Origin of the sequence: Alteromonas naphthalenivorans, assembly GCF_000213655.1 — a bacterium.
Lineage (GTDB): Bacteria > Pseudomonadota > Gammaproteobacteria > Enterobacterales > Alteromonadaceae > Alteromonas > Alteromonas naphthalenivorans.
On record NC_015554.1, the window covers coordinates 4,251,450 to 4,271,656 of the forward strand.

Here is a 20,207-nt window from a genome sequence, read left to right on the forward strand (position 1 = left end):
ATTAGGAGAGGCCTAAAAAGCGCCCTATCGGGCTTAAGCACATACTACACTCCTTTGTAATACTGGGTAACTATCCAAAACAAAAACTAAATAGCTACACTTTACGAGACTACTCTAGTAGGAAGTAAGTAGTATCGATATTTATTATAATTAGACTAAAGCGAAGCGAACAAAAAAGCAACAAACAGTTCTACTAAACTACTTGCTTTACCTATTTGCGAAGCTAAACACTTGTTACAATGAATCAAATACTTTATCAATGAGTGCCATGGAAAATCACGCCCACATTTCGCAGCTAAACAATGCTCTTGTTATTCCTCAAACACCACATTCGGACTTTGGAAGAAAGCCTATGTCTCGCGACCACTTTATTAGTGGCGTGTGTCAAACCAAAAACTCTGATATATTTTTCGGGCATAAATACAAAAATAATTTACTTCTTAACAAAGACTTACAGTTAAGCACCATCAAAAACAGTAAATCTTTAAAACTTCAAGGAACATGGCTTTTTGGAGGACTTTTGGCGCCCCATTTTGGTCATTTTATGGCAGAGAGTTGCCATAGATTATGGGCATGGCAATCTATGGCAACCAAAGTAGACGGTATTATTGTGCTTCCCCCGCCTGGATATTCAGACATCAATAAATGGCCAGCTTTTATATTTGATGTGTATGCGTTATTTGGTATCGCCAAAGAAGATATCAAAATAATTACTAATTTGACCGAAGTAGAGCATATACATATACCAGAAATGGGGGCCTCTTTTCATGGGGAGATAAAATCGTGGTATGCCGAGTGGTTGAATGGAAATCCGCTATATGGCGAGCAATCTCATATTCACCAAAATAGAAAGCTATTTATTTCTCGACGGAATTATAAGCTTAAAGGTAGAGTAGCTGGTATGGATGCTGTGGCTGAACTCTTAGCAGAGCAAGGCTTTGAAGAAGTTTACCCTGAAGAACTGTCCATTAAAGAACAGCTACTGTTACTATCTTCGGCATCACATATTATTTGGGAAGAGGGAAGTGCTGTACACTTAATGGAGCTATTGGCAAAGCAAAATTCCCGCGCCGCGCTGATAATGCGAAGACCTAAAAACCCTAACATTAGAAACTTCCTCGAAAAAAAATACGACAACCTTTACACCGATAGTTCGCTTGTAATGGATAAACTAGCGCAAAATAGACCTAACAATGCCCTTGCCTATTTTGCAAACATAATAGATACCATAAAAGGCTTGGAGCAATCCGGCATCATTAGCAAGACTTATGATATTAGTCGGGTTAAGCGTCTTTTAGTCGAGAACGAAAAAATAGACTCATTAGAATATGTTAGATCACTAAGATTATCTGATGAAAAACGAAAACTGTTTCTCTCTAGAGTAAAGCTTTTTCAGAAATTAAGGCGTTTGAATTTAGATAAAAGCCACTTAATAAAATACATTTTATTCAATGACCTACCGACAAATACAGTAACGCCAAAAGATCTTCGGGAAATGAGCGCATTTTTAGCGCACCCAAAAATTGAAGAAACTGAAAAGCATGAAGTTGCTCAGTCACTCAAAAGGGCAACAGAACAATGCTCAAATAAAGCCCTGCAAACTAAATTAAAGGCTATTCAGGCGTTAATTTCGTAGTAGCACGATACACCAGAGGAAAAGGACTTACATGAAACACATATTCATTTTGACTTTTATATTACTTTCGCCACTTTGTTTAGCAGAAGAATTAGATGTTTTGTCAGAAAAGCCGCTGAAACAGCTTTTTTTCCGCTATGCTGAAGGTAGTTTAAAAAATACTGAACAAGAGCAATGGATAAAGCGCTGGGGTAGGTTTGATGGAGTTGTAGTGAAAGCCTTTAATGAAGAAATTTCAGGCTTTAACAACAAAACTAACGATACACTCGCAGGCTTCAAAAAAACTTACCCGAACAAGCTATTATTACTGCACTTTAATGGTAGAGCCTCACTTCCTACCTTTTCCTCTCAATATGCTAGCTCTCATGATTATTTGTATTTTTTAGGAACCTCAGCAATTTCTGAATTGAAGGACAATGAAGAAAAGTCGACCATTAAGGTTCGTAAGACAAATGCGTTCTCTATCAGAAAAAACCTCAAGAATAATGCTTCGGAAGATGTCGTTATTGTTGAGTTGGACAATAATGGCGAGCTAAACTGGAGCAACACTGAACACGCAAAATTAATATCAATAAACAAAAACGGTACGGTAACCCTACTCCGAGACACATTGAATACAGGCAAGATAAAACTAGCTGCCAATCGCGCCTACATTGCTCAGCACGTTGCAAAAGGCCCCTTTTCTCAAGAAACCCAACGCCTATGGGAATATAACTGGTTTAAGTTTGAAGATAATAATCGAAAACTTTTTTCAACTTTGCCAGATTTTTTAGCATCAAATATTTCAAAAAAATACAGTTTCTTCGATGGTTTGCAGTTTGATGTATTAACAGAGTCACATCGCACTACTAACATAGGCTACCCTATGAAGTTAGATGCTAACTCAGATGGGAAGCCTGATAAGTATTCTTCAAATGAATACAGTGAAGCCCATGCCGCAGGAATATATACGTTTTTAAAAAATTTACGAAAAATATTAGCAAAGAAGAAACTAATACTCGCCGATGGAAGCTACGCTAACCAACGTGCTACATGGTTGCTAAATGGGATTGAAAGTGAAGGATGGCCATCGGCTAGTGATGTAGAATTACAACAATGGTCTAGCGGTTTGAATCGCCATAAATTCTGGCAAAGTTTTGCCCAGCAGCCAGCTATAAGCTATATAAAAGTTGCCAAATACCATGTTCCGGGCAAAGGCAGTATAGAGCCAGAAGCAAACATACGGCGCCTTGTGGTTGCCGCAGGGTTGCTCACCAATAGTGCCATTGTGCCAGCTTATAAGCCCAATGGTTTGGCATTTCACAAATGGCCAGAGTTTAGAAAACTTAAGAATATAGGTAAGCCATTAAGTGAACTTTTAGTACTTACCACAAGTCAGCTTTCACCCATTAGCTATTCTCCCGTAAAAGCTAACCAATCTGACACAACGTTATTTCGGCAAGAAACTTTAAATAATAGCGCTAAAAAACTAGCCGCCACACATTGTATTGATACCTCTTCCGCCTTAGAGGGTGCAACAATACAAATGACAGCGACTGCGTCTTCTTCAGCGAAGAGTGAAAGTGAGCGCCCCGCCCTATTTTACATTGGAACACAAAATAACCAGCAAAAAACATTCTATGGAAACAAGCCTTTTACGGCATGGTTTTCTTGGGAGAATAAAAATAATTCGCCCATTTGTTTTGCATTTGAAACTGGAACAGGTAAACCGGAAATAAGTAACTTACTCTTATCAACGGGCGTAAAAATAGAGGCAAGAGTTTTTGAAAAAGCAGTACTTTTTGCCAACAATAACTCTACCCCTATAAAAGTAAACGCAAAATTATTAGCACCTATTAGCGAGCACATTGAAATAGATAAAGTACTCAAAGGAAGGGATGAGCTTGTAATACCGGCCAAAGATATAAAGACTATACGCTTTTAACGAAGCTTATTGAGCTTCGTTAAAATAGTAACTTTCATCTAGAGAATAGCCTTGCTCTTTCATTAGTTCGCCGCAAGTTTCTATAAAGTAAGCCTTTTGTTGTTCAGTCCAGTTCACCGCGTTTAAACTGGTTACATCGGAAGGTTTGCCGCTTGTTACTTGTGGAGCCTTCCGTTCTTGGTATCTGAACATACGATTTATAGCGCCTTTCCCAACTTGAAGAAAAAAACCTATTTCATCTGTTACCTTAGAAGGAGCCGTAGCTAACTCGTACTGCTCTACTTCTAAGCACCAAGAACTACTCCCCAAAACAGTGCTAAGTTGAGTCTTCATTCTTTTCCATATTTTTAGCGTTTGAGTCCACTGTTTACAATGGACATCAAATTTAGCGTTGGGAAACTTACGCAGGCGAGAGGCAACATTTTCGATCCCTCTGCGCTGACAATAAACTACCTTAGCACTTGGAAATGCTGAGATCAGAAGAGGTAATGACTTAAGCATAGGAATGCCCGGTGTTTTATCAACCACTACTTCATTGCCGTAATAGGTAATGTAAATATCGCGCAGTTGCTTTATCAGCTGTGCTTTTACCAACAGACTTGGCATCTCCCATACCATTGTGCCCTTGTTTTTAGCAGCTTGGCTATTGGTTAAATATTCATCAGCATGAGAGATTAGCCCACTAAACAACTCGGCCAAATGTGATTCACCGTGGGCTTTTGTTCCATAGGCTTGTTGAATCATATTCCCAACAACCGTTGTTCCACTTCGGGGCGACCCCACTACAATACAAACCTTAGGTAGGTCTGGAGAAGGCAGTAGCGCAACATAGTTTTTATACGTATTGCCACCTTTCGAAGCAACTATCTTGAGGACTTGAACCTCATTTACTAAAGCGCTCAAAGGAAGTAAGAGTTGACTGTTATTAACAACAACGCCACCTAACGGGCGCTCGTTATTTAAAAGCTCAGAATGTGAGGCAAATTGAACTGTAATCTCTGCATCCTTGAACTTCGGCAGTAAATTCAAGCTAAGTGTTTTTGAGCAAACCCCAACACTGGCACCAGCAAAAATAGAGGCATCATCGTGCTCTAAAAAATAAGTCCACTTCATATTATTTGTACAACGATAAGTTTTTTTCGGCTGACTCAGCAATAGACATGGGCACTGTTATTCCGGCTTTGCATTGTGAATGTAAGCCAGGATTCTCCACTATATCTTGCAGTATGGATAACAGTGATAAAGGCTTGCCTACGTTAAAGGTTAGCCCATTAACACCATGCTTTACTTTTTCAACCATTCCCCCAATATTACTAGTAATCACTGGCACGGTAGACCGAAACGCTTCTTGAATCACTATTGGCGAGTTCTCCCACCAAATGGATGGAACCACCATCCAATCTACATTAGCAAGTAAGCCTGGCAGCTCTGCACTATCATAACTACCATGCATAAATACAATACCTTTAAGCTTGCTAAGTGCAGAAAATATTTTTTCTTGAAACTCTGGTGGTTGCTGGTCTAAATTAGCACCGTGAATATTTAGTACGAACTGCTTTCTTTTTTGCCTATTCATTAGCAATAAACTTTCTAGTAATACGTCTAACCCTTTAAAGCGGTTAATTTGGCCAAAATAGGCTAGGCGTACTGGTTGGCGATTTTGCTCATCACATCCAACTGATTCAGTTAATAGCTTAGCATCTTGTTCATTCACCATAGGCATGCCATTTTCAATAATAGAAATACGGCTTTCCTCAATTCCCCAATCAACATATCGGGCTTTTAGAAATTTTGAAGGTGAAATAAACTGATCGACCACCGCAAAAGCGCGTTTAATATAAATCTCACGCATAAAAAAATCTGCTGGCGACTTTTCAGGAAAGCAATTGTGGCAATCTCGCGGGGAAGCCTTTGAGCACAGCTTGCCTGACTTAGGCTTCAGCATTAGCCCACTGGCATTACAAATAGCTAAATATTCATGCAGCGTAAAAACAACTTTTGCATTTGGTAGTGTTTTTCTTACTTCCAACAGGGTTTCAATACCCATCAAAAAGAAATGATGAAAGTGCACTATATCTGGTTTGAAACGCGCTAGTAAATCACGCAATTCTGACCAAATGTATCTTGTACGAATATTCGAAAACATAAAGTCGTCGTCTTGGCGAGTATGAAAGAGTAACTCGTTGGGCTTATTGCGAATTGAAAAAGCCGCACCACCATGAGGTGACTCCTCGCTTCTAGCCAAAAACATAACGTCTAAGCCCTGTGCTTCATATTCTTGGAATAGCTGATAAGCTGCCAGCTCTGCACCACCTTTATGTACATCTGGGTGACCGTGGGCAACAATGAGTATTTTTTTATTATCCATTTTCAGCCATCACTTCTACTATTCTATCGTTCCACTTACTGGTATGTCTTAGACCATTCAACATAGACAGAGTATGTTTCCAAGTATTTCCTGATACCAACGACTGCGATAAGCGTTCTAGATGATACATTTGCACCACTCCTGACACCGCAATACGCTTGTTTTGATTACGTACTTTCATACACAAATCTGAATCTTCAAAATCACCTAGTATGTAGCCAATGTCAAACCCGCCAACGTCTATATATTGCTGCTTAGTCATAAGCATAAGCGCACCAGTTACCGCTTGCGCATCACGTATATCGAATTCATCAGTAAGCGATAATGGAAACCCTTTTTGTGGGTGGTAGTTCATCCACATACCTGGGTGTGAAGGGTCTTCCATATACTCCATTCCTTGGTGCTGAATAGTATTGTCTTCATACAGCAAAGTACCACTGAGTATGCCCATATTATCGTTTTCGAGATACTGACTCAGTAATACTGAAAACTGACCGACTTGCTTTGGAATAACATCTGAATTAAGCAGTACGATGTGCTCGGTAGAAGCATGAGCTACACCTAAATTGTTCGCCCCTGCATAACCTAAATTACGTTCGCTAAGTACAACTTTAAACGGTACACCAAAAGTTTCGAATACCCCCTGACAGGTAACCATAAATGCATGCTTTATTCTTGGGTCATCTAATACATATACTATTTCAATATTGTCGAAATCAGAGTCTAAGCTAAATTGAGACATTTGAATTTGCACAAAGTCATAGCGGCCATAAATAGGAATAATAAGAGACAAGCGAGGGGTAGCCACCGAAGTACCAAACTGTTTAACCACGGCTGAATTTGGGGATTCAAGCCTTCCACGCCAGCACTTTTCTATGGCCACGTTAACGTGTTTAGAAAGCTTTGGAAATTTAGCAGTATTGGTAACATCTACGTTGGCAAGCAGTATTTCTGTTAACCAAGTTTCTTCGCGATTAAATTGCTCGGCCTTTAGCGCTTGCCCATGAAAAAACACACCATCAACACTGTACATAAGCTCAACGTTTGTATTTACCTGCTCGGGCAACGATACAGTAAATGCAAAACCAATTTTTTCACCTTGGCTAAGCGGTAAACTCAGCGCCTCTGCCACATCGTATCGTGGATGAAAAAACGCATCTTCTAAAATACAGTTGGTAATAACGTTATTAATGCGCAAATTAATACGCTTAAATAAACGCGCCTCATCAAGCACCCATCCTATTAACAAAATGGTATTTGCATCTAAGGTATAGGTATAATCTACTTGGATTTTACTGTCTTTATGAAATAGAGAAAGATTATTGGGCGTATTTTCGTCGAATTCTAATGCCTTTTGCCCCCAGTAAAAGCCGTTCCTCTCAAGCAGTGCTGTGGCATTTTGCATGAAATTTTGCGGGAGTGGGGAAATTTCTGCGAGCAAAGTTGTGTATAAAGAAGGGGTTAACTCTACACTACAAGAATCCTCTCCCCACGACACATCTACACTGCTTTTATTTGTGGCATCAGAAAGCACAACCAAAAAACCAGAACAGTGCTCACTGAGACACTGCATAACCTGACTTACGTCTTCTCTTTTATAGAGCAAAAGCTGTGAGGCGGGTTCACCGTCGAACTGAAGTGGGTGCGTGGACATATTACTGTCTACAACTGCCCACCCTCCTAGTAGCAGTTTAGAACCTACTGCAAAGGCAAAATCTATTTCTATTTTCAATTGCATACATAAATCAAATTTTTTATTTTCAAATTCCGTCTAATTGTTTTGCTAAAGCGTTATATTTTAGAAAAGCTTGTTTAATCTTAGTCGTTAAATACGAGACAGGTTTATTTTGTTGCCTGGTTACTTTCGCCATTTGAATAGACTGATGAACAAAAGGATCTTTGGGATTAAATGCACCTTTTCTACTGAGAATATCAAAAGGTGGCACTGCCATTCTTGCAAAACGTTTTACTATTTCATTGTACTTATCTGTTAATACGGTATTGGCGCTATCTGCACCGAATACGACCAATAAGCCAGATGGGTAGGTATCAACTGCGATGCATATTAAATCGGGCCTGTAAATGGATAAGCATTCTTTGATTTTCCACACATCCCCCATCCATGCTTTTGTTTTTCGTTCTCGCGAGGCTTGTGCCTCTGTACACGGGAAAATATCGTCAATAATTATGACAGAGTGATGACGAGAATTTTTCTCTACATTTATAAAATCTCTAAGAACGTACTCGAACAGATGCATTCCATCAATAAACGCCAAATCAGGCGGTTCAAAACGTTCTGGAAGCTCTTCAAAAAACTCATCGCTTAACAATGGAAAAAGCCTGAACGTACTCGGCAAATCTTGCGTTATTGCCGATGCAGGGTCAACTCCAATTGTTTTGCACTTTGCAAGCTCGGCACTGTGGCCTTCTCTAACACCAATTTCAAAATAGCAGTCTGGCTCTAACAATTCGTGAACTTTAGCAATAAATTCCAAATAAGGCATTAAACCGCTAACTTCCGCATCGGGGCCTGACGTTGGGTAGTCTACCTCAACGCTACCCGCTCCCACCTGGCTATTAGAATTGCCAAATACTCTTTCAGCTAAAGGCAAAACACTCTGCTCTGTTTTTGAAAATACACCCACGAGATCTCGCCATGGGCCTCGTTCATCATGCAAAACTTCGAGCGTATGAATGTTGGTGTATTTTGCTAATGCATAATAAGAGTCTGGATAAAAGCGATAACAATCAACGGGATGCCGATGAATCACGCCGCTTGATGGCGCGATTAAAAAAATGAACCCATTGTTTTTTACTACACGCACTATTTCTTCAAACAACAGCCAAAAAAACTCTACATGCTCGAAGGCTTGACCAGAAATAACAATATCAATACTGCCATCATCTAGAGGGATTTTGTAAGGGTCGACCATATGTACATCTACCCCTTCACCATCTGCAATATCGGCAGCAAGATAGCTTAGGTTATACCCCTCTATAATATCTCGATAAGAACCATTTACGTTCGCACCACCAATATCTAATACTTTAACGGCTTCTTTTTGAGAGAGCTGTTTAGCACCAACATAGCGCCGAAAACAACGGGCCATATTCTCCATTGATGATGCGTGCATTCGATTAATCCTATTATTTTCCGACTTTTTAAAATACAACTAAAGATCAAGTGAGACCGAACTAATTCACCCCAATACCACAGCTTCAAAAAATTCGCTAGCTTTCGTTTTCGATAGCTTTTATTGACATTATAGATCACTATTTTAGTCGAACTGCATTTCTCTTTAACGTTCGATATTCATCAGGTGTACCGCAAAAAATTACTTCATCCCGCTCAATCAAGTGATAGTTAATTTTTTTACCTAAACTTATTAGGTAATTGTAAAGAGGCGCTACATATAGTTCACCTTTTTCCCAAAACTCTTTAGGCATGCTGGTGTAATGTTCGAAAGAAGCAGTAAAATCTTCAACGTTTGAAAAGTTATATACACCTGTACAACAGAGATCTGAGATTGGTTGCTTCTCTCTTACCAAGTCTATTTCCGTGCCTTGATTCTGCACAGGCCTTACGTAGGACCAATTGGCACCCTCTCCTTTGAATACCTCCAAGTATCCGTCACCCAAATCATTCTTGGTGGGAAAAGTAAAACCTGGTCTAAATGTGTCAATATTAAAAATAGTGATCGAGCCTTTAAAACCGCGGCATTCTGAGAGACCTAGATTAACCGTCTCCGCCTGCCCCCTCGTTTCTCCTCTGACAGTGACTATTGTGAAGTTTTTTATAGCTAATGCAGCTATACGCTCCTCTACAAATTTTTTTGTACCATAAACATCCCTGATTATGAAAAGAAACAACTCGCTAGAGAAATAATTAGAAAAACTTTCAACAGAATAATCAAAAAGTGTTTTTCCCTCTATTTCTAACATATATTTGGGCAAAGAGTACCCAGCTGAAAAAAAACGGGAACTCATTCCCGCCATAGGTATGACAATCATCTCATTTCCCTATTTAAAATAATAAGCTCTCTCCCGAGTCGAAACGCGTTAGCAAACAGTGCGTTCTGTCGGTTAAAATCATCACAATGGAGAGGTAGCATCGACAAAAAAAGTTGAATCTGCATCGCAATCAATTGTTTCGGTGTTAATGAGAACTTTTCTCGTACTAGCTCGGTGAAATAATTTTGAATTAGGATATGCTTTTCACTAACGCTTACTTCTAATTTCACTTCCCCACCATTCAGAGATACTTTAAAATATCCAGCAATAATAAAATCGTAAAGACCAATGACGGAATGTGAAAGCTTTGCAATGTCATAGTATATATTTCCATAAATAGAGATTTTACCATTCGGAGTTACGCCTCTAGGGTCAATGGTTTTTATTCGATTAGAGCGTGAATCATAAAGTATATTGCTAAAACAAAAATCACCATGCATTACTGAGACATAATCCTCTTTTTTGGGCACGTGCATATTGGAGATTTCTAGTAAACTTTTGAGGCTAAACTGCTCTCCTTGAATACACCAACTATCATTAACGTCTATTCCTCTCTGTTCACAAAACTCTTGAAGCCGCTCTTCCGTCTTATCACTGAAAAGCTCTTTTAGCGAGCATCCCGGGTCTTCAGCAGGCTTATGTTGTTTGCTGCAATCAACTAAAAAGCTTATACAACTATTCAGGATCCTTTTCCAAGATTCTATTGGTAAATCGGCGAATACATATAGCTCGTTAAGTGCAGTAAGATGAAGGTACTCTAGCTTGTAACAAGTAACATCATCACGTGTTTCCTCTCCCAAGTACTGAGGGGTGTAAAACCGAAGTGAATGAGGTAATTCTCTGAACCAATTCGATTCAGCTGCAATCTTTAAATCTTTTTCATCGCTCGATTTTTCCACCCAGTTTGATGTAATCTTCAAATTATTGAATGAGCGCTGAGTAGTGAAATGTGCTTTAGATGAAAAATAAGTATTTAAATGACCAAAATCCAACCAAAAATCAGACCTCTGACTGACAAAGTCCGTCAATTCTCTGTACTCATTGAGCGCGTCAAGAAAATTCCAGTTTGATTGGGACAGCGCCTTTAGTAAGTCCCTTGGTTTAGAAAACCTAAAAAAGCCATTGACAACTTCATCGTCCGTAAATTCCGTTTCACCTTCACTTTGCTGCAGCCATCCATGATCGTTCTTAGCAATTACGGCCCAATGATAGTTTTCTGAAACCTTCGAATAAGAAAGAAAGTTCTGACCTTTCGGAAGCTCAGTGAATAGCGTATCTCCAAATAGTAATTCAAATGGCTCATTAAAGTCATGCAAAGACTGGCTTAGCGCAGCCACCACAGCTTCACCCAAGCCTAATTTTTCCTGAATAAACAATAATTTAACATTGTTATTCTCGAGAATTGCACGATCCATTTCCGGTACTTTATAACTTTGCGGAAGAGCCAGACAAATCAAATCGGATGATGCTTTTGCTAGCTTTATTTGATGATTGAAAAGCCGACGATTTCCTAGCGGTAAAAAGCTAGGTGGCATTCTTCCAAAAACAGATTGTAATTCTTGGCCAATGTAAGCGGCAGACATAATTAAAAACATTGAATTTTTTAGACCTCATTCCCACTTTCTTTTGATTTGTTTTCTTTTTCTAAGAGCTCCATGATTTCTTGGTAATTCATTGATATAAATTCTGAAGGCCTTATTGCTTTATCATCTATATAGAATCCTTCAAATCCGCACCACGGTTTGCCAACGATTATCTCATCATATGGAATATTGTGCCTATTTAGCCAATCAATAATCAAAGGAAGTGTTTTAACATTTATAAGCCCAATATCACCTTTGAAAGTTCTCATATTACGGGCAGTTGCTATGACAATTGTAAATCCATCATTTTTGTATTTTCTTAGAACTTCTATTAATGGCTTGTTTGGCAATACGTTACAATAGTCGCTAGTATTTGCAAGCGTGAGCGTACCGTCTAGATCCACAACTAATCGTTTCATTATAATTCGTTCTTTTCTTGTTTAAGGCTATCTAATAAAGTTTGAAGAAAGGTGTCGTCTTCGACCAAATCTAGTTTCAAAGCCTTTATTATTTCGTCATTGGATAGCTTTTCGCTATCTAGTAGCTGCCCCCACTTGAACGAATGGTCCGCAGGTTTTACATCAACGTTGTGCAGCAACATCTGCGCAAAAATGGTACTGTGAGGCAATAATTGACTATAGCCATCAGCTTCGAACAATTCAGAAGACGAAGAGCTATAATTGCTAAAAATTTCGCTATACGTTCTCATAACAGCCGGTGTTCCTACCGCGAACTGGTCACCGACATAAATATCATCAGTGTGGATATTTGGATTTGCATCAGTTACCAAACAATGAGAAAACTCATCACTAGCTAAGCTTTCCAAGTCTAAGCTACAAGAAATCATCTCTTTATCAGGTCTTAACCTTACAACTAGGTCATACATCTCAGGTTTATCAATTAAATTCCAACATTGATTAATCATGAAGTACATCTTTTCCATATTGGAAAAATCTTCATATTCATTGTCGCTAAGTATCTGTAATTTTTTGGGGTTATAAACTGATTTTAGTTCGCTTTCGCTAATCAAGCTAGCTTGATTTAATTTTTCGAACAACGAAGGGATTTTCTCTTGAAGTGCTGGGATCCCATAGCTAGTAATGAAATTAGATAGAACTTGAGCGAATGCTTTTGGAAAAATTCGATCTAAATGAGCTGGATGAATCTTCTTTCTTCCTTTGTCTTTCCATACCGACAAAAACACATCAATATCATGCTCAAAAAAAGAGGTTTCCTTTAAAGCCTTAAAGGCTTGCTCGAACCCTCTCAATTGACCAGAAATGCAAACTGCAATTTTTAAAGCTCTTTTACTTGGTTGAAACGAATGTGGGAGCGGCTGCATTTTTTCAACATGATTATAAGCTAGTCTTAAAATTTTGTGCTTAATAGAACTTATTCCGACCTTCTCTTTCAATATTTCATAATTTTTTTTATGAATAGGGAGTCTAGAGAAGATTCTAAGAGTTAGCTTTTTATCGTTCTTATCTAACAACTTTAAAATAAACTGCGTAGGAAGTGAATCAGCAATTCCAACACTTGCTGCCAAGAACAAGTCTACCTCCCGAGCTTTTTTAATAGCGTCTAAATATCTTTCAAATTTTAACTTATTAGTCCTGTAAATGCGATAAACCAAATTGGAGAATGGAGAAGGATTTTCAAAGTCAAAACTTTCTCGAGCAAGTTCATTTATTACAGCCTGAAATATGTCACTCTGCTCAATAAGATGGACGTTTTCACTGACGATTTTAGAGTTTACTCTTTCGGAATTTTTTAACCATAACTCAAATGCCAAAAGCGCTTTATCATCACTAATGAGCTGCTTAAAGTAGTTATTGTCTAACTTACTAGCATTATATTCATAAGGCATCCTCCTATCCCAAGAAATCCCCGTTTTAACAATCTTTGCGGGAAAACCAGCTACAATCACATTTGGGCTTTTAAAACTTGACGTTACAACTGCTCTGCTTGCAACCACACTTTCATCGCTTATCGCGGCTCCCTTGCTAAAATATACATCCTCTCCTACCCAAACATTATTCCCAATAAATACGTCTCTGGGTAAGTTAGTCGCTAAACCACTTCGTAAATTAACTACCGAATGCCCGTCTGAAGTTCTAATTTTTATACCCCAACTAAACAAGCAATTGTCACCAATATGGCAACTTTCATCGCCATCATTCATCTGAATTTCGATCCCCCCACAACTGAAATTCTTGCCAATTGTAAGCTTTTGGCGAGAACCTCTTATAGAGCCAATCTTGAGACTTCGAATATTTTTATTTGACGCGTCAATCTTTACACTCTTTCTATGGCCTTTTAAATTTATTGTTAGTGCAAAGTACTCTCTTGCCTTGCCAAGGGTAATTATATTATTGTCACCATCAATAGTTATGCGAGAATTTATAAAAACGGTATCATCTTCTATAAGGATTTGATTATTCAAACCTTTATCCTCAATCACAAGTCCATTCATTAATAGCTCCCTACTTATCAGCCAATAAGTCATATACACTACATGCAGCTTTTCTCACTGAGAATTGTATTGCAGTGTTCATGGCCTCATTCCTTAGCTTGTCTCTATCAGTATTTGAACTATTGATGAAGCCTAAAATAACCTTTGAAACTTTATTTTCAGCTCTTGGGTCAACAACAAAACCGTTTTTCTGGTCATTAATATATTCTTCGGTCCCCCCTGTTGAAGGAACAAGCGAAACACAACCACACGCCATCGCCTCTAGGCCTGTTCTTCCAAAAGCCTGATAGTCAGAGAGGTCTATAAACAAATGACTTTTTCTTAGCAATGCAGAAACTTGATTACGAGACAGAACACCGTGGTTTGTGTATTCAAAGTCGCTAGATAAATTCGCTGTAAATATATCCTCGTCAGTACAGCCAAACACATTAATGTTCACCTTGTTACCAAACTCTTCAGCAATATTCTTCAACACGCGCATAGTACGTTGTGGCGCTCTTCTTGGCGTACTCGGCCTTATCATCGCTGAAATCCACACTTGCGCTTCTGATTTGTTCAAACCGGGATAATAAACATCGTGGTCTATACTAGGACTCACTTTGCTTACTTCAATACCGTGGTTTGCTGTAATTACGTTTCTAATCCAGTCTGTTTTAGCAAACACCGTCATGTTGGGTATTAGCGTATAGCTGTCGAAGGCTTCTTGCCACATAGGGTCTGCGGGTTGAACGAACAATGGTTCATAATCTTGCGCGTAATAACTTACCTTAGGTTTAGATTTAGTAATAGTGAGCGCGTCTTTCACCAACTTTACAGAAGTAAAAATGGTACAAACCACGCTGTCAACATTACTTAAAAGCGCAGCCAGAGACTTCTCGTCAGTAAATTCAACAACATTACGGCTGACATTTGGCATGTCGCTGTAGCAGGTAACAAAGCTAGCAAAATTTTTCTGGTTCACGGCAATTTGTGCACTTATTCCCATTTTCACCAGTTCATTAACTTCTTGCGCTACTGAGTGAGCACCGCCGCCGCCGCCCTTTACGGGTAATACATATAATACTTTCATCGTCATTAATCCTTTACTACTTACTCAGTGCTTTAGCCAAATCTTCTCTTAACTCTACCAGTGCTGGGTGCTCAAAAATCTTTTTAGTTACTGCCCCCCAATCAACATCAGGGTGCTTTTTCTTCAATGCTGCACTGCCTTGTTTCGCAAGTACTTTTCTTTTTTCGTGGCCAAAGCTTTTAGACTTAGCATGGAATACGTAGGTGTCGTCGGCAATAAGTAATTTAAAACCAGCTTTTACCGCTCGAGCGCACATATCATTTTCTTCACCGTAACCAACAGGGAATGCTTGTTCGTCTAACAAACCAATTTTATCTAATAAGTTCATATTAATAAGCTGGCAAAACCCGTTTATTACGCCAACATCTGGGTAAGCGCGCGTTGAATACTCCGCCACCAAGTTAGCCATTTCATCTACTGACGTACCTGTAGGCAGCGGATTCAAATTCCAATCGCCATTTTTATCATGTATGAGAGGGACCGATTGCCAGCTTGCAGCATTACTTAATGCGCCCACCATACCTACGCTATCATCGCTCAGAGCACAGTTCATTAGCTTACCAAGCCAGCCTTCGCTTACTATTGTATCGCTGTTAAGTACAACAACCCAATCGGCATTTGAGTGCTTAACACCAATATTGACAGATTTTGTGTAACCCATGTTTTGTGGGTTTGTTACTACTTCTAGGTGATTAAAAGCGTTATTGAATGCAGCAAGCATGGTTGCAGTTCTTTCATCATCACCGTCATTCACTACAATTACGCGATGTAAAAGGTCTGTTTTTTCGATAAGCGCTGACAAACAAAGCAGCACATCATCGCATGCGTTATAAACGGGGACAATTATATCAACAAGTGGGAAGTGTCTTGTAGGTCTAGCCAGCTTGTGCGGTACCAATGAGAATACCTTTTCGTCAAACTCTGCCAGCGATGTCGTACCTTTAAAATCATTTTTAGCGCTTGATGCTACATTGGAGGCAGCTTGCTCAAATGGTTTACCCGTCGCCCATTCTTCTAGCCCTTTAAGCACATTCAGTTGCTGATTAATGCAGTCATCTTCAAACGCGAAGGGAATATTTAGCGCTGAAACAGCCTCATCATTTTTAGACTCAACAACAGGAGAGGAAGATTGCTCTTGCAAGAGAACGCTATAGAGTGTGAAATCTGCGCCGCTCGGTATATCAACAACGATATTAAAAACAGGTAGCGACCGCGCTTTTGTTTGAATTTTTTCAACCTGACTTGCCGACAATTCGAACTGCAAAGTTGTTCTATCGGTAACCGTTTGCTTTCTCACAAAGTCAGCAACCGCAGTTTCATTTACCGCATCTCTTGCAATTAAATAAACTCTTGGAAGCACCAACCTCTTTGATAAGTTTGTTGGTTCAACATCAATTGAAAGAACGTGCTGTACAGTGTTTAACGCAATTCTATCGAAAGGTAAAAGGATGCGAGCGTAACCTTCTAAATTCTGGCTTGCTCTTACCCGTAACCCAAACTTACTTGTAAGCGTTTCCTGAAGTGGGTCTTTTTGCGAGTTATCAGAAACAGCAGCTACAGCAATTTTTTCTTTATTGGTTTTGCTGAACTCCAGAAACCAGTTATCTGCAAGCTCTTGTACTCTGTTAAGTTTCTCGAATCGAATTCCTTTTTCCCAAGACGATAAATCGCCGTTGGCAATTAAGTTTTTACCAGATTCAATTTCTTCACTATAACTATCTACGGTAACATCAGCGCGTTCTGGCAACTGAATATTGACGGCATCCTCAGCTAGGTATGCAAATGCAAAATCTACAAAACGCCTACCATAATGTTTCGTGCATATTTTTAGTTCGGCTGCTCCCTCGCGTAAATCGCTAATAAACTCTGAAGGAATACTTGAAACGTGGTGACGCCACTCATTAGTAAGAGTGAAAATATCATCGTAAATAATCGAACGGGAATCCTTCGAGACAATTCTTATGTGAAGGTTTGTTTCTTGAGATGCTTTTGCAACTAATGCTAGCTGTAGCGGATTTAAAACGTCTGAGAATTCAACTTCTGGTGTTAGTTCAACCTGAGAACGGGTGTTATGAGTATCAGCGAAAGACAATCGCGTATAGTAGCCATCTGAAAACTTCAAACTTTTAGGCGAAATAAAGCTATTGAACGTTGCGCCAATTCTATGGTAAAAATTGAGTTTCCAATGCTTTATTTGATTTAAAGACGATATTGAAAACGTTGGGTTAGCAATCAAATTTTTGATGGAGGGCAGAACCAAGGGCTGTTCAACTAAAACATTGCCATTATTTTCTATTGAGAGAACTACTTCGTCTTGGTACTCAAGCAGTATGTTCCTTACATCGATACTAAAGCCACAGTCAGTATCTGTTATCCCCGCATCGACCACATCTTGTCTTCGATGGAAGGTATCAATTTTTGCCTTTTTTTCGCCATTAACGCAAAGGAACGTATCAGTCCCACTTTCTGCTACCAACCACCCGCTTACCACCCCTCGACTTGCGACATCTATACTAGCTTGTCCGAGCATACGTGTTTCCTTTTTTAAACAATCACGATTTTAAAATACTTTTAGCCAATATAACAAAGAATAGACCTTACGGTAAAAGCAATAAGCCATAATCTTTTATTAATCTAGTTTTAATTACTTGTAAAAATTCCTGAATATTGAAGTAGCGTTTGGGCCTCCCCTTCTACCACGATACCCAACTGAAAAAGCGGCCTAGTTGTTCGATAGCCTGTAGCTGGAATGCTTAAAGGTAAGCGTCCGATAATTCCACCTAGCGCTTAGCAAACTGCCATGGTAGCAGTTGCTCGATGTCGACGTCGGGCTTGCTGAGTTCATCAAGGCAAGTCATCACATACTCGAATACGTTCAGGTCGTTGGCTTTAGCCGTTTCGATGATGCTGTAGAGAACAGCGCTGGCGTTGGCGCCCGTGGCCGTTTGGCTAAACAGCCAGTTTTTTCTACCTATGACGAACGGCTTTATCCCGCGCTCAGCGCGATTATTATCGATACTCAATAACCCGCCGAGTGTATAGCGTTCCAGCTTTTTCCATTGGTTTAAGCAGTATTGTATCGCTTCGCCCAACTTGGTTTTGGGTAACACTTGTTGAGCCGATTTCATTAGCCACATATGAAGCTGGCTCAGTAACGGCACACTTTTTTCTTGTCTTGTAATATATCGCACCTCTACCGTTTTATCTTTTAGCTGGGTTTCTAGGCGGTAGAGTTTTTGGATGTGATTGAGTGCCCAATCCGCTTTGCCACTGCCTTTCTTACCTGCGCCTTTTTTGGCTTCCATGAACTTACGGCGTGCATGTGCCCAGCAACCAATGAGTATGGCTTGCGTTTGCTCGTAGCCTTGATAGCCATCCACTTGTAAGTAGCCGCTGTAACCTTTAAGGAAGTCTACGGCGCATTGCCCAGCGCGACTATTGTGATAGTCGTACAGCACGATATTAGGTATCTCTGTCCCCGAGATATTACCGGTAGGTGAGTCAGCGCCACTGGCGTACAACCACATGTAGCTATTCACTTTCTCAGATTCAACGACCTTCAGCGTGGTTTCATCCGCCGCGATAACCGGTTGTTTCAGGATATGTTGATGGAGCTGGTCATAAAGCGGTTTAAATAGCTCAGCGCAGCGGATTATCCAGTCAGCCATGGTTTTACGACTTAATTCGATACCATGCTGTTTGAACATAGACTCTTGTCGATACAGCGGTAACCCATACTGATATTTGCTGGTAATGATTTGGCTTAATAAACTTGGGGTCGCATAACCTTTAGGGATAACGCTGTGAGGTACAGGCGCTTGTTTTACTGTGTTGCTAATACCGTCTTTCTCACAGGTACGACACGCATATTTAGGGCGAACATGCTCAATCACTTTGACCTGAGCAGGAATAAACTGAAGCTTTTCTGACTTATCTTCACCAATGCGATGTAGCTCACCTGCACAACAGCCACAGACTTTTTCTTCGTCGCTAATATCGTGAACGATAACCTCACGAGGTAGGCCTTTGGGTAACGGTTTACGTGTGGGCTTTTTACGCGTGTAGCTTATGGCTTCTTCTTGCGTATCTGATTCAACAGCAAGCGCTTCCGCTTCATTAAACAACTCACCTTGCCCAGGATGACCTTCGGCGCTTTGACCGAACTGTTTATGCTGGGAAATACGAAACTGCTCCTCAAGATATTGATAGCGAGACATCACCTGCGACAACACCTTTTTCAATGTTGCTGGGTCATCAGGTAAGCTTTCGATATCAATATTCATGGTCTTATTATAATGTAATAATGCATTGATTTACCGACATTATTAAGACGATTTCGTGATCGTTAATCGCTACTTATGATCACAGGTTATAAGCCGGATGCATTGTAGTGCAACGGCTGATGGCCTATTACATCGTAGCCTGATAACAGCCACTGTAACTGCTGTTCACTTACATTCAGATGCTGTAAGTTAGCATCGACAGGCCACTTGAACCGATGCTTCTCGAGACGTTTGTACCAAAGCGCAAAGCCCGTTTTATCCCAATAGAGTATTTTGAGCTTATCGCGCTTTTTATTGCAAAACACAAACAGCGCATCACGAAAGGCATTGAGCTCCATGTTCTGTTCGACCACTACAATCAAGTCATTAATCGATTTACGAAAGTCGACGATATCCATGTATAAATAAACGTCGGCAGGCTCAACAAACATCTTCATTCAGCTAGTGCCTTCATCACGGTAGCAAGCCAGTGAGGGCTAACATTCGTTGGCACGCTAAGATGAGCGCTCCCAAGTTGCAGAAGAAGTTCGCCACCGGTCTCATCGGTGTGTGACTCAACCTTTGTTACTTCACGTTTGACGTGAACGAACTTGCTGTGAGTACGCTGAAGACGAATATCACGTCGCCTGGTGTAGTAGGTTTGGACATTAATCTGTTGCTGGCGGCAAAACGCCACCGCTGTGAGTCCACTTTGTTTTTGTTGCTCAAATAAATTGAGCCAGTCTTCTACTTCTCTTCGTTGATGATGCGCCATGGTCATTCTCCTTAACAAAGAGAGCACCATGACGTAGAAAACCTATGAATTGAATGTGGGGATTACCGGACGGACACAGTCCACTTTGTTTTTGTTGCTCAAATAA

Annotated in this window: 15 protein-coding genes; 2 read left to right on the plus strand and 13 right to left on the minus strand. The window is 39.9% G+C overall.

The features are described 5' to 3' along the window. Positions 1-268: 268 nt before the first annotated feature. A complete protein-coding gene (locus AMBT_RS18565) occupies positions 269-1,636 on the plus strand; it encodes a glycosyltransferase family 61 protein (RefSeq protein ID WP_041452623.1) in 1,368 nt (455 codons plus the stop codon). 31 nt (positions 1,637-1,667) lie between these two features. Further along, entirely contained in the window at positions 1,668-3,560 is a 1,893-nt protein-coding gene (locus AMBT_RS18570) for a hypothetical protein (protein WP_013786189.1), read from the plus strand. A gap of 6 nt (positions 3,561-3,566) precedes the next feature. Here the strand turns inward: AMBT_RS18570 and AMBT_RS18575 are convergent, their stop codons facing one another. From AMBT_RS18575 to tnpA, 13 genes are all read right to left on the minus strand, one after another. Continuing rightward, a complete protein-coding gene (locus tag AMBT_RS18575; protein WP_013786190.1) occupies positions 3,567-4,673 on the minus strand; it encodes a sulfotransferase in 1,107 nt (368 codons plus the stop codon). Between the two features lies 1 nt (position 4,674). Beyond that, on the minus strand, positions 4,675-5,928 hold the full coding sequence (locus tag AMBT_RS18580; RefSeq protein ID WP_013786191.1) for a glycosyltransferase family 4 protein: 1,254 nt from the start codon (positions 5,926-5,928) through the stop codon (positions 4,675-4,677). Further along, entirely contained in the window at positions 5,921-7,666 is a 1,746-nt protein-coding gene (locus tag AMBT_RS18585) for a glycosyltransferase (protein ID WP_013786192.1), read from the minus strand. Before AMBT_RS18585 ends, AMBT_RS18580 begins: the two co-directional genes overlap by 8 nt. Positions 7,667-7,688: 22 nt before the next feature. Next, positions 7,689-9,062 (minus strand): methyltransferase domain-containing protein, encoded by a 1,374-nt coding sequence (locus tag AMBT_RS18590; protein ID WP_013786193.1) that lies wholly within the window; start codon positions 9,060-9,062, stop codon positions 7,689-7,691. 139 nt (positions 9,063-9,201) lie between these two features. Then, positions 9,202-9,939, minus strand: a complete 738-nt coding sequence (locus AMBT_RS18595; protein ID WP_013786194.1) for a glycosyltransferase family 2 protein — start codon at positions 9,937-9,939, stop codon at positions 9,202-9,204. Further along, positions 9,936-11,534: a hypothetical protein gene (locus AMBT_RS18600; RefSeq protein ID WP_013786195.1), complete on the minus strand. Its 1,599-nt coding sequence runs from the start codon at positions 11,532-11,534 to the stop codon at positions 9,936-9,938. Before AMBT_RS18600 ends, AMBT_RS18595 begins: the two co-directional genes overlap by 4 nt. A gap of 8 nt (positions 11,535-11,542) precedes the next feature. Further along, complete coding sequence (locus AMBT_RS18605; protein WP_013786196.1) at positions 11,543-11,941, minus strand: HAD hydrolase family protein; 399 nt, start codon at positions 11,939-11,941, stop codon at positions 11,543-11,545. After that, on the minus strand, positions 11,941-13,995 hold the full coding sequence (locus AMBT_RS22745) for an acyltransferase (protein WP_013786197.1): 2,055 nt from the start codon (positions 13,993-13,995) through the stop codon (positions 11,941-11,943). The genes AMBT_RS18605 and AMBT_RS22745 overlap by 1 nt, the downstream gene beginning before the upstream one ends. A gap of 10 nt (positions 13,996-14,005) precedes the next feature. Then, entirely contained in the window at positions 14,006-15,064 is a 1,059-nt protein-coding gene (locus AMBT_RS18615; protein WP_013786198.1) for a glycosyltransferase, read from the minus strand. A 16-nt stretch (positions 15,065-15,080) separates the two neighbouring features. Then, positions 15,081-17,594 (minus strand): glycosyltransferase family 2 protein, encoded by a 2,514-nt coding sequence (locus AMBT_RS18620; protein ID WP_013786199.1) that lies wholly within the window; start codon positions 17,592-17,594, stop codon positions 15,081-15,083. 250 nt (positions 17,595-17,844) lie between these two features. Next, positions 17,845-19,347, minus strand: coding sequence for an IS66 family transposase (tnpC, locus tag AMBT_RS18625; protein WP_013786200.1), 1,503 nt, complete (start codon positions 19,345-19,347; stop codon positions 17,845-17,847). 86 nt (positions 19,348-19,433) lie between these two features. Further along, positions 19,434-19,784: an IS66 family insertion sequence element accessory protein TnpB gene (gene tnpB, locus AMBT_RS18630; protein ID WP_013786201.1), complete on the minus strand. Its 351-nt coding sequence runs from the start codon at positions 19,782-19,784 to the stop codon at positions 19,434-19,436. Beyond that, positions 19,781-20,101: an IS66 family insertion sequence element accessory protein TnpA gene (tnpA, locus tag AMBT_RS18635; RefSeq protein WP_013784481.1), complete on the minus strand. Its 321-nt coding sequence runs from the start codon at positions 20,099-20,101 to the stop codon at positions 19,781-19,783. Before tnpA ends, tnpB begins: the two co-directional genes overlap by 4 nt. Positions 20,102-20,207: the final 106 nt, after the last annotated feature.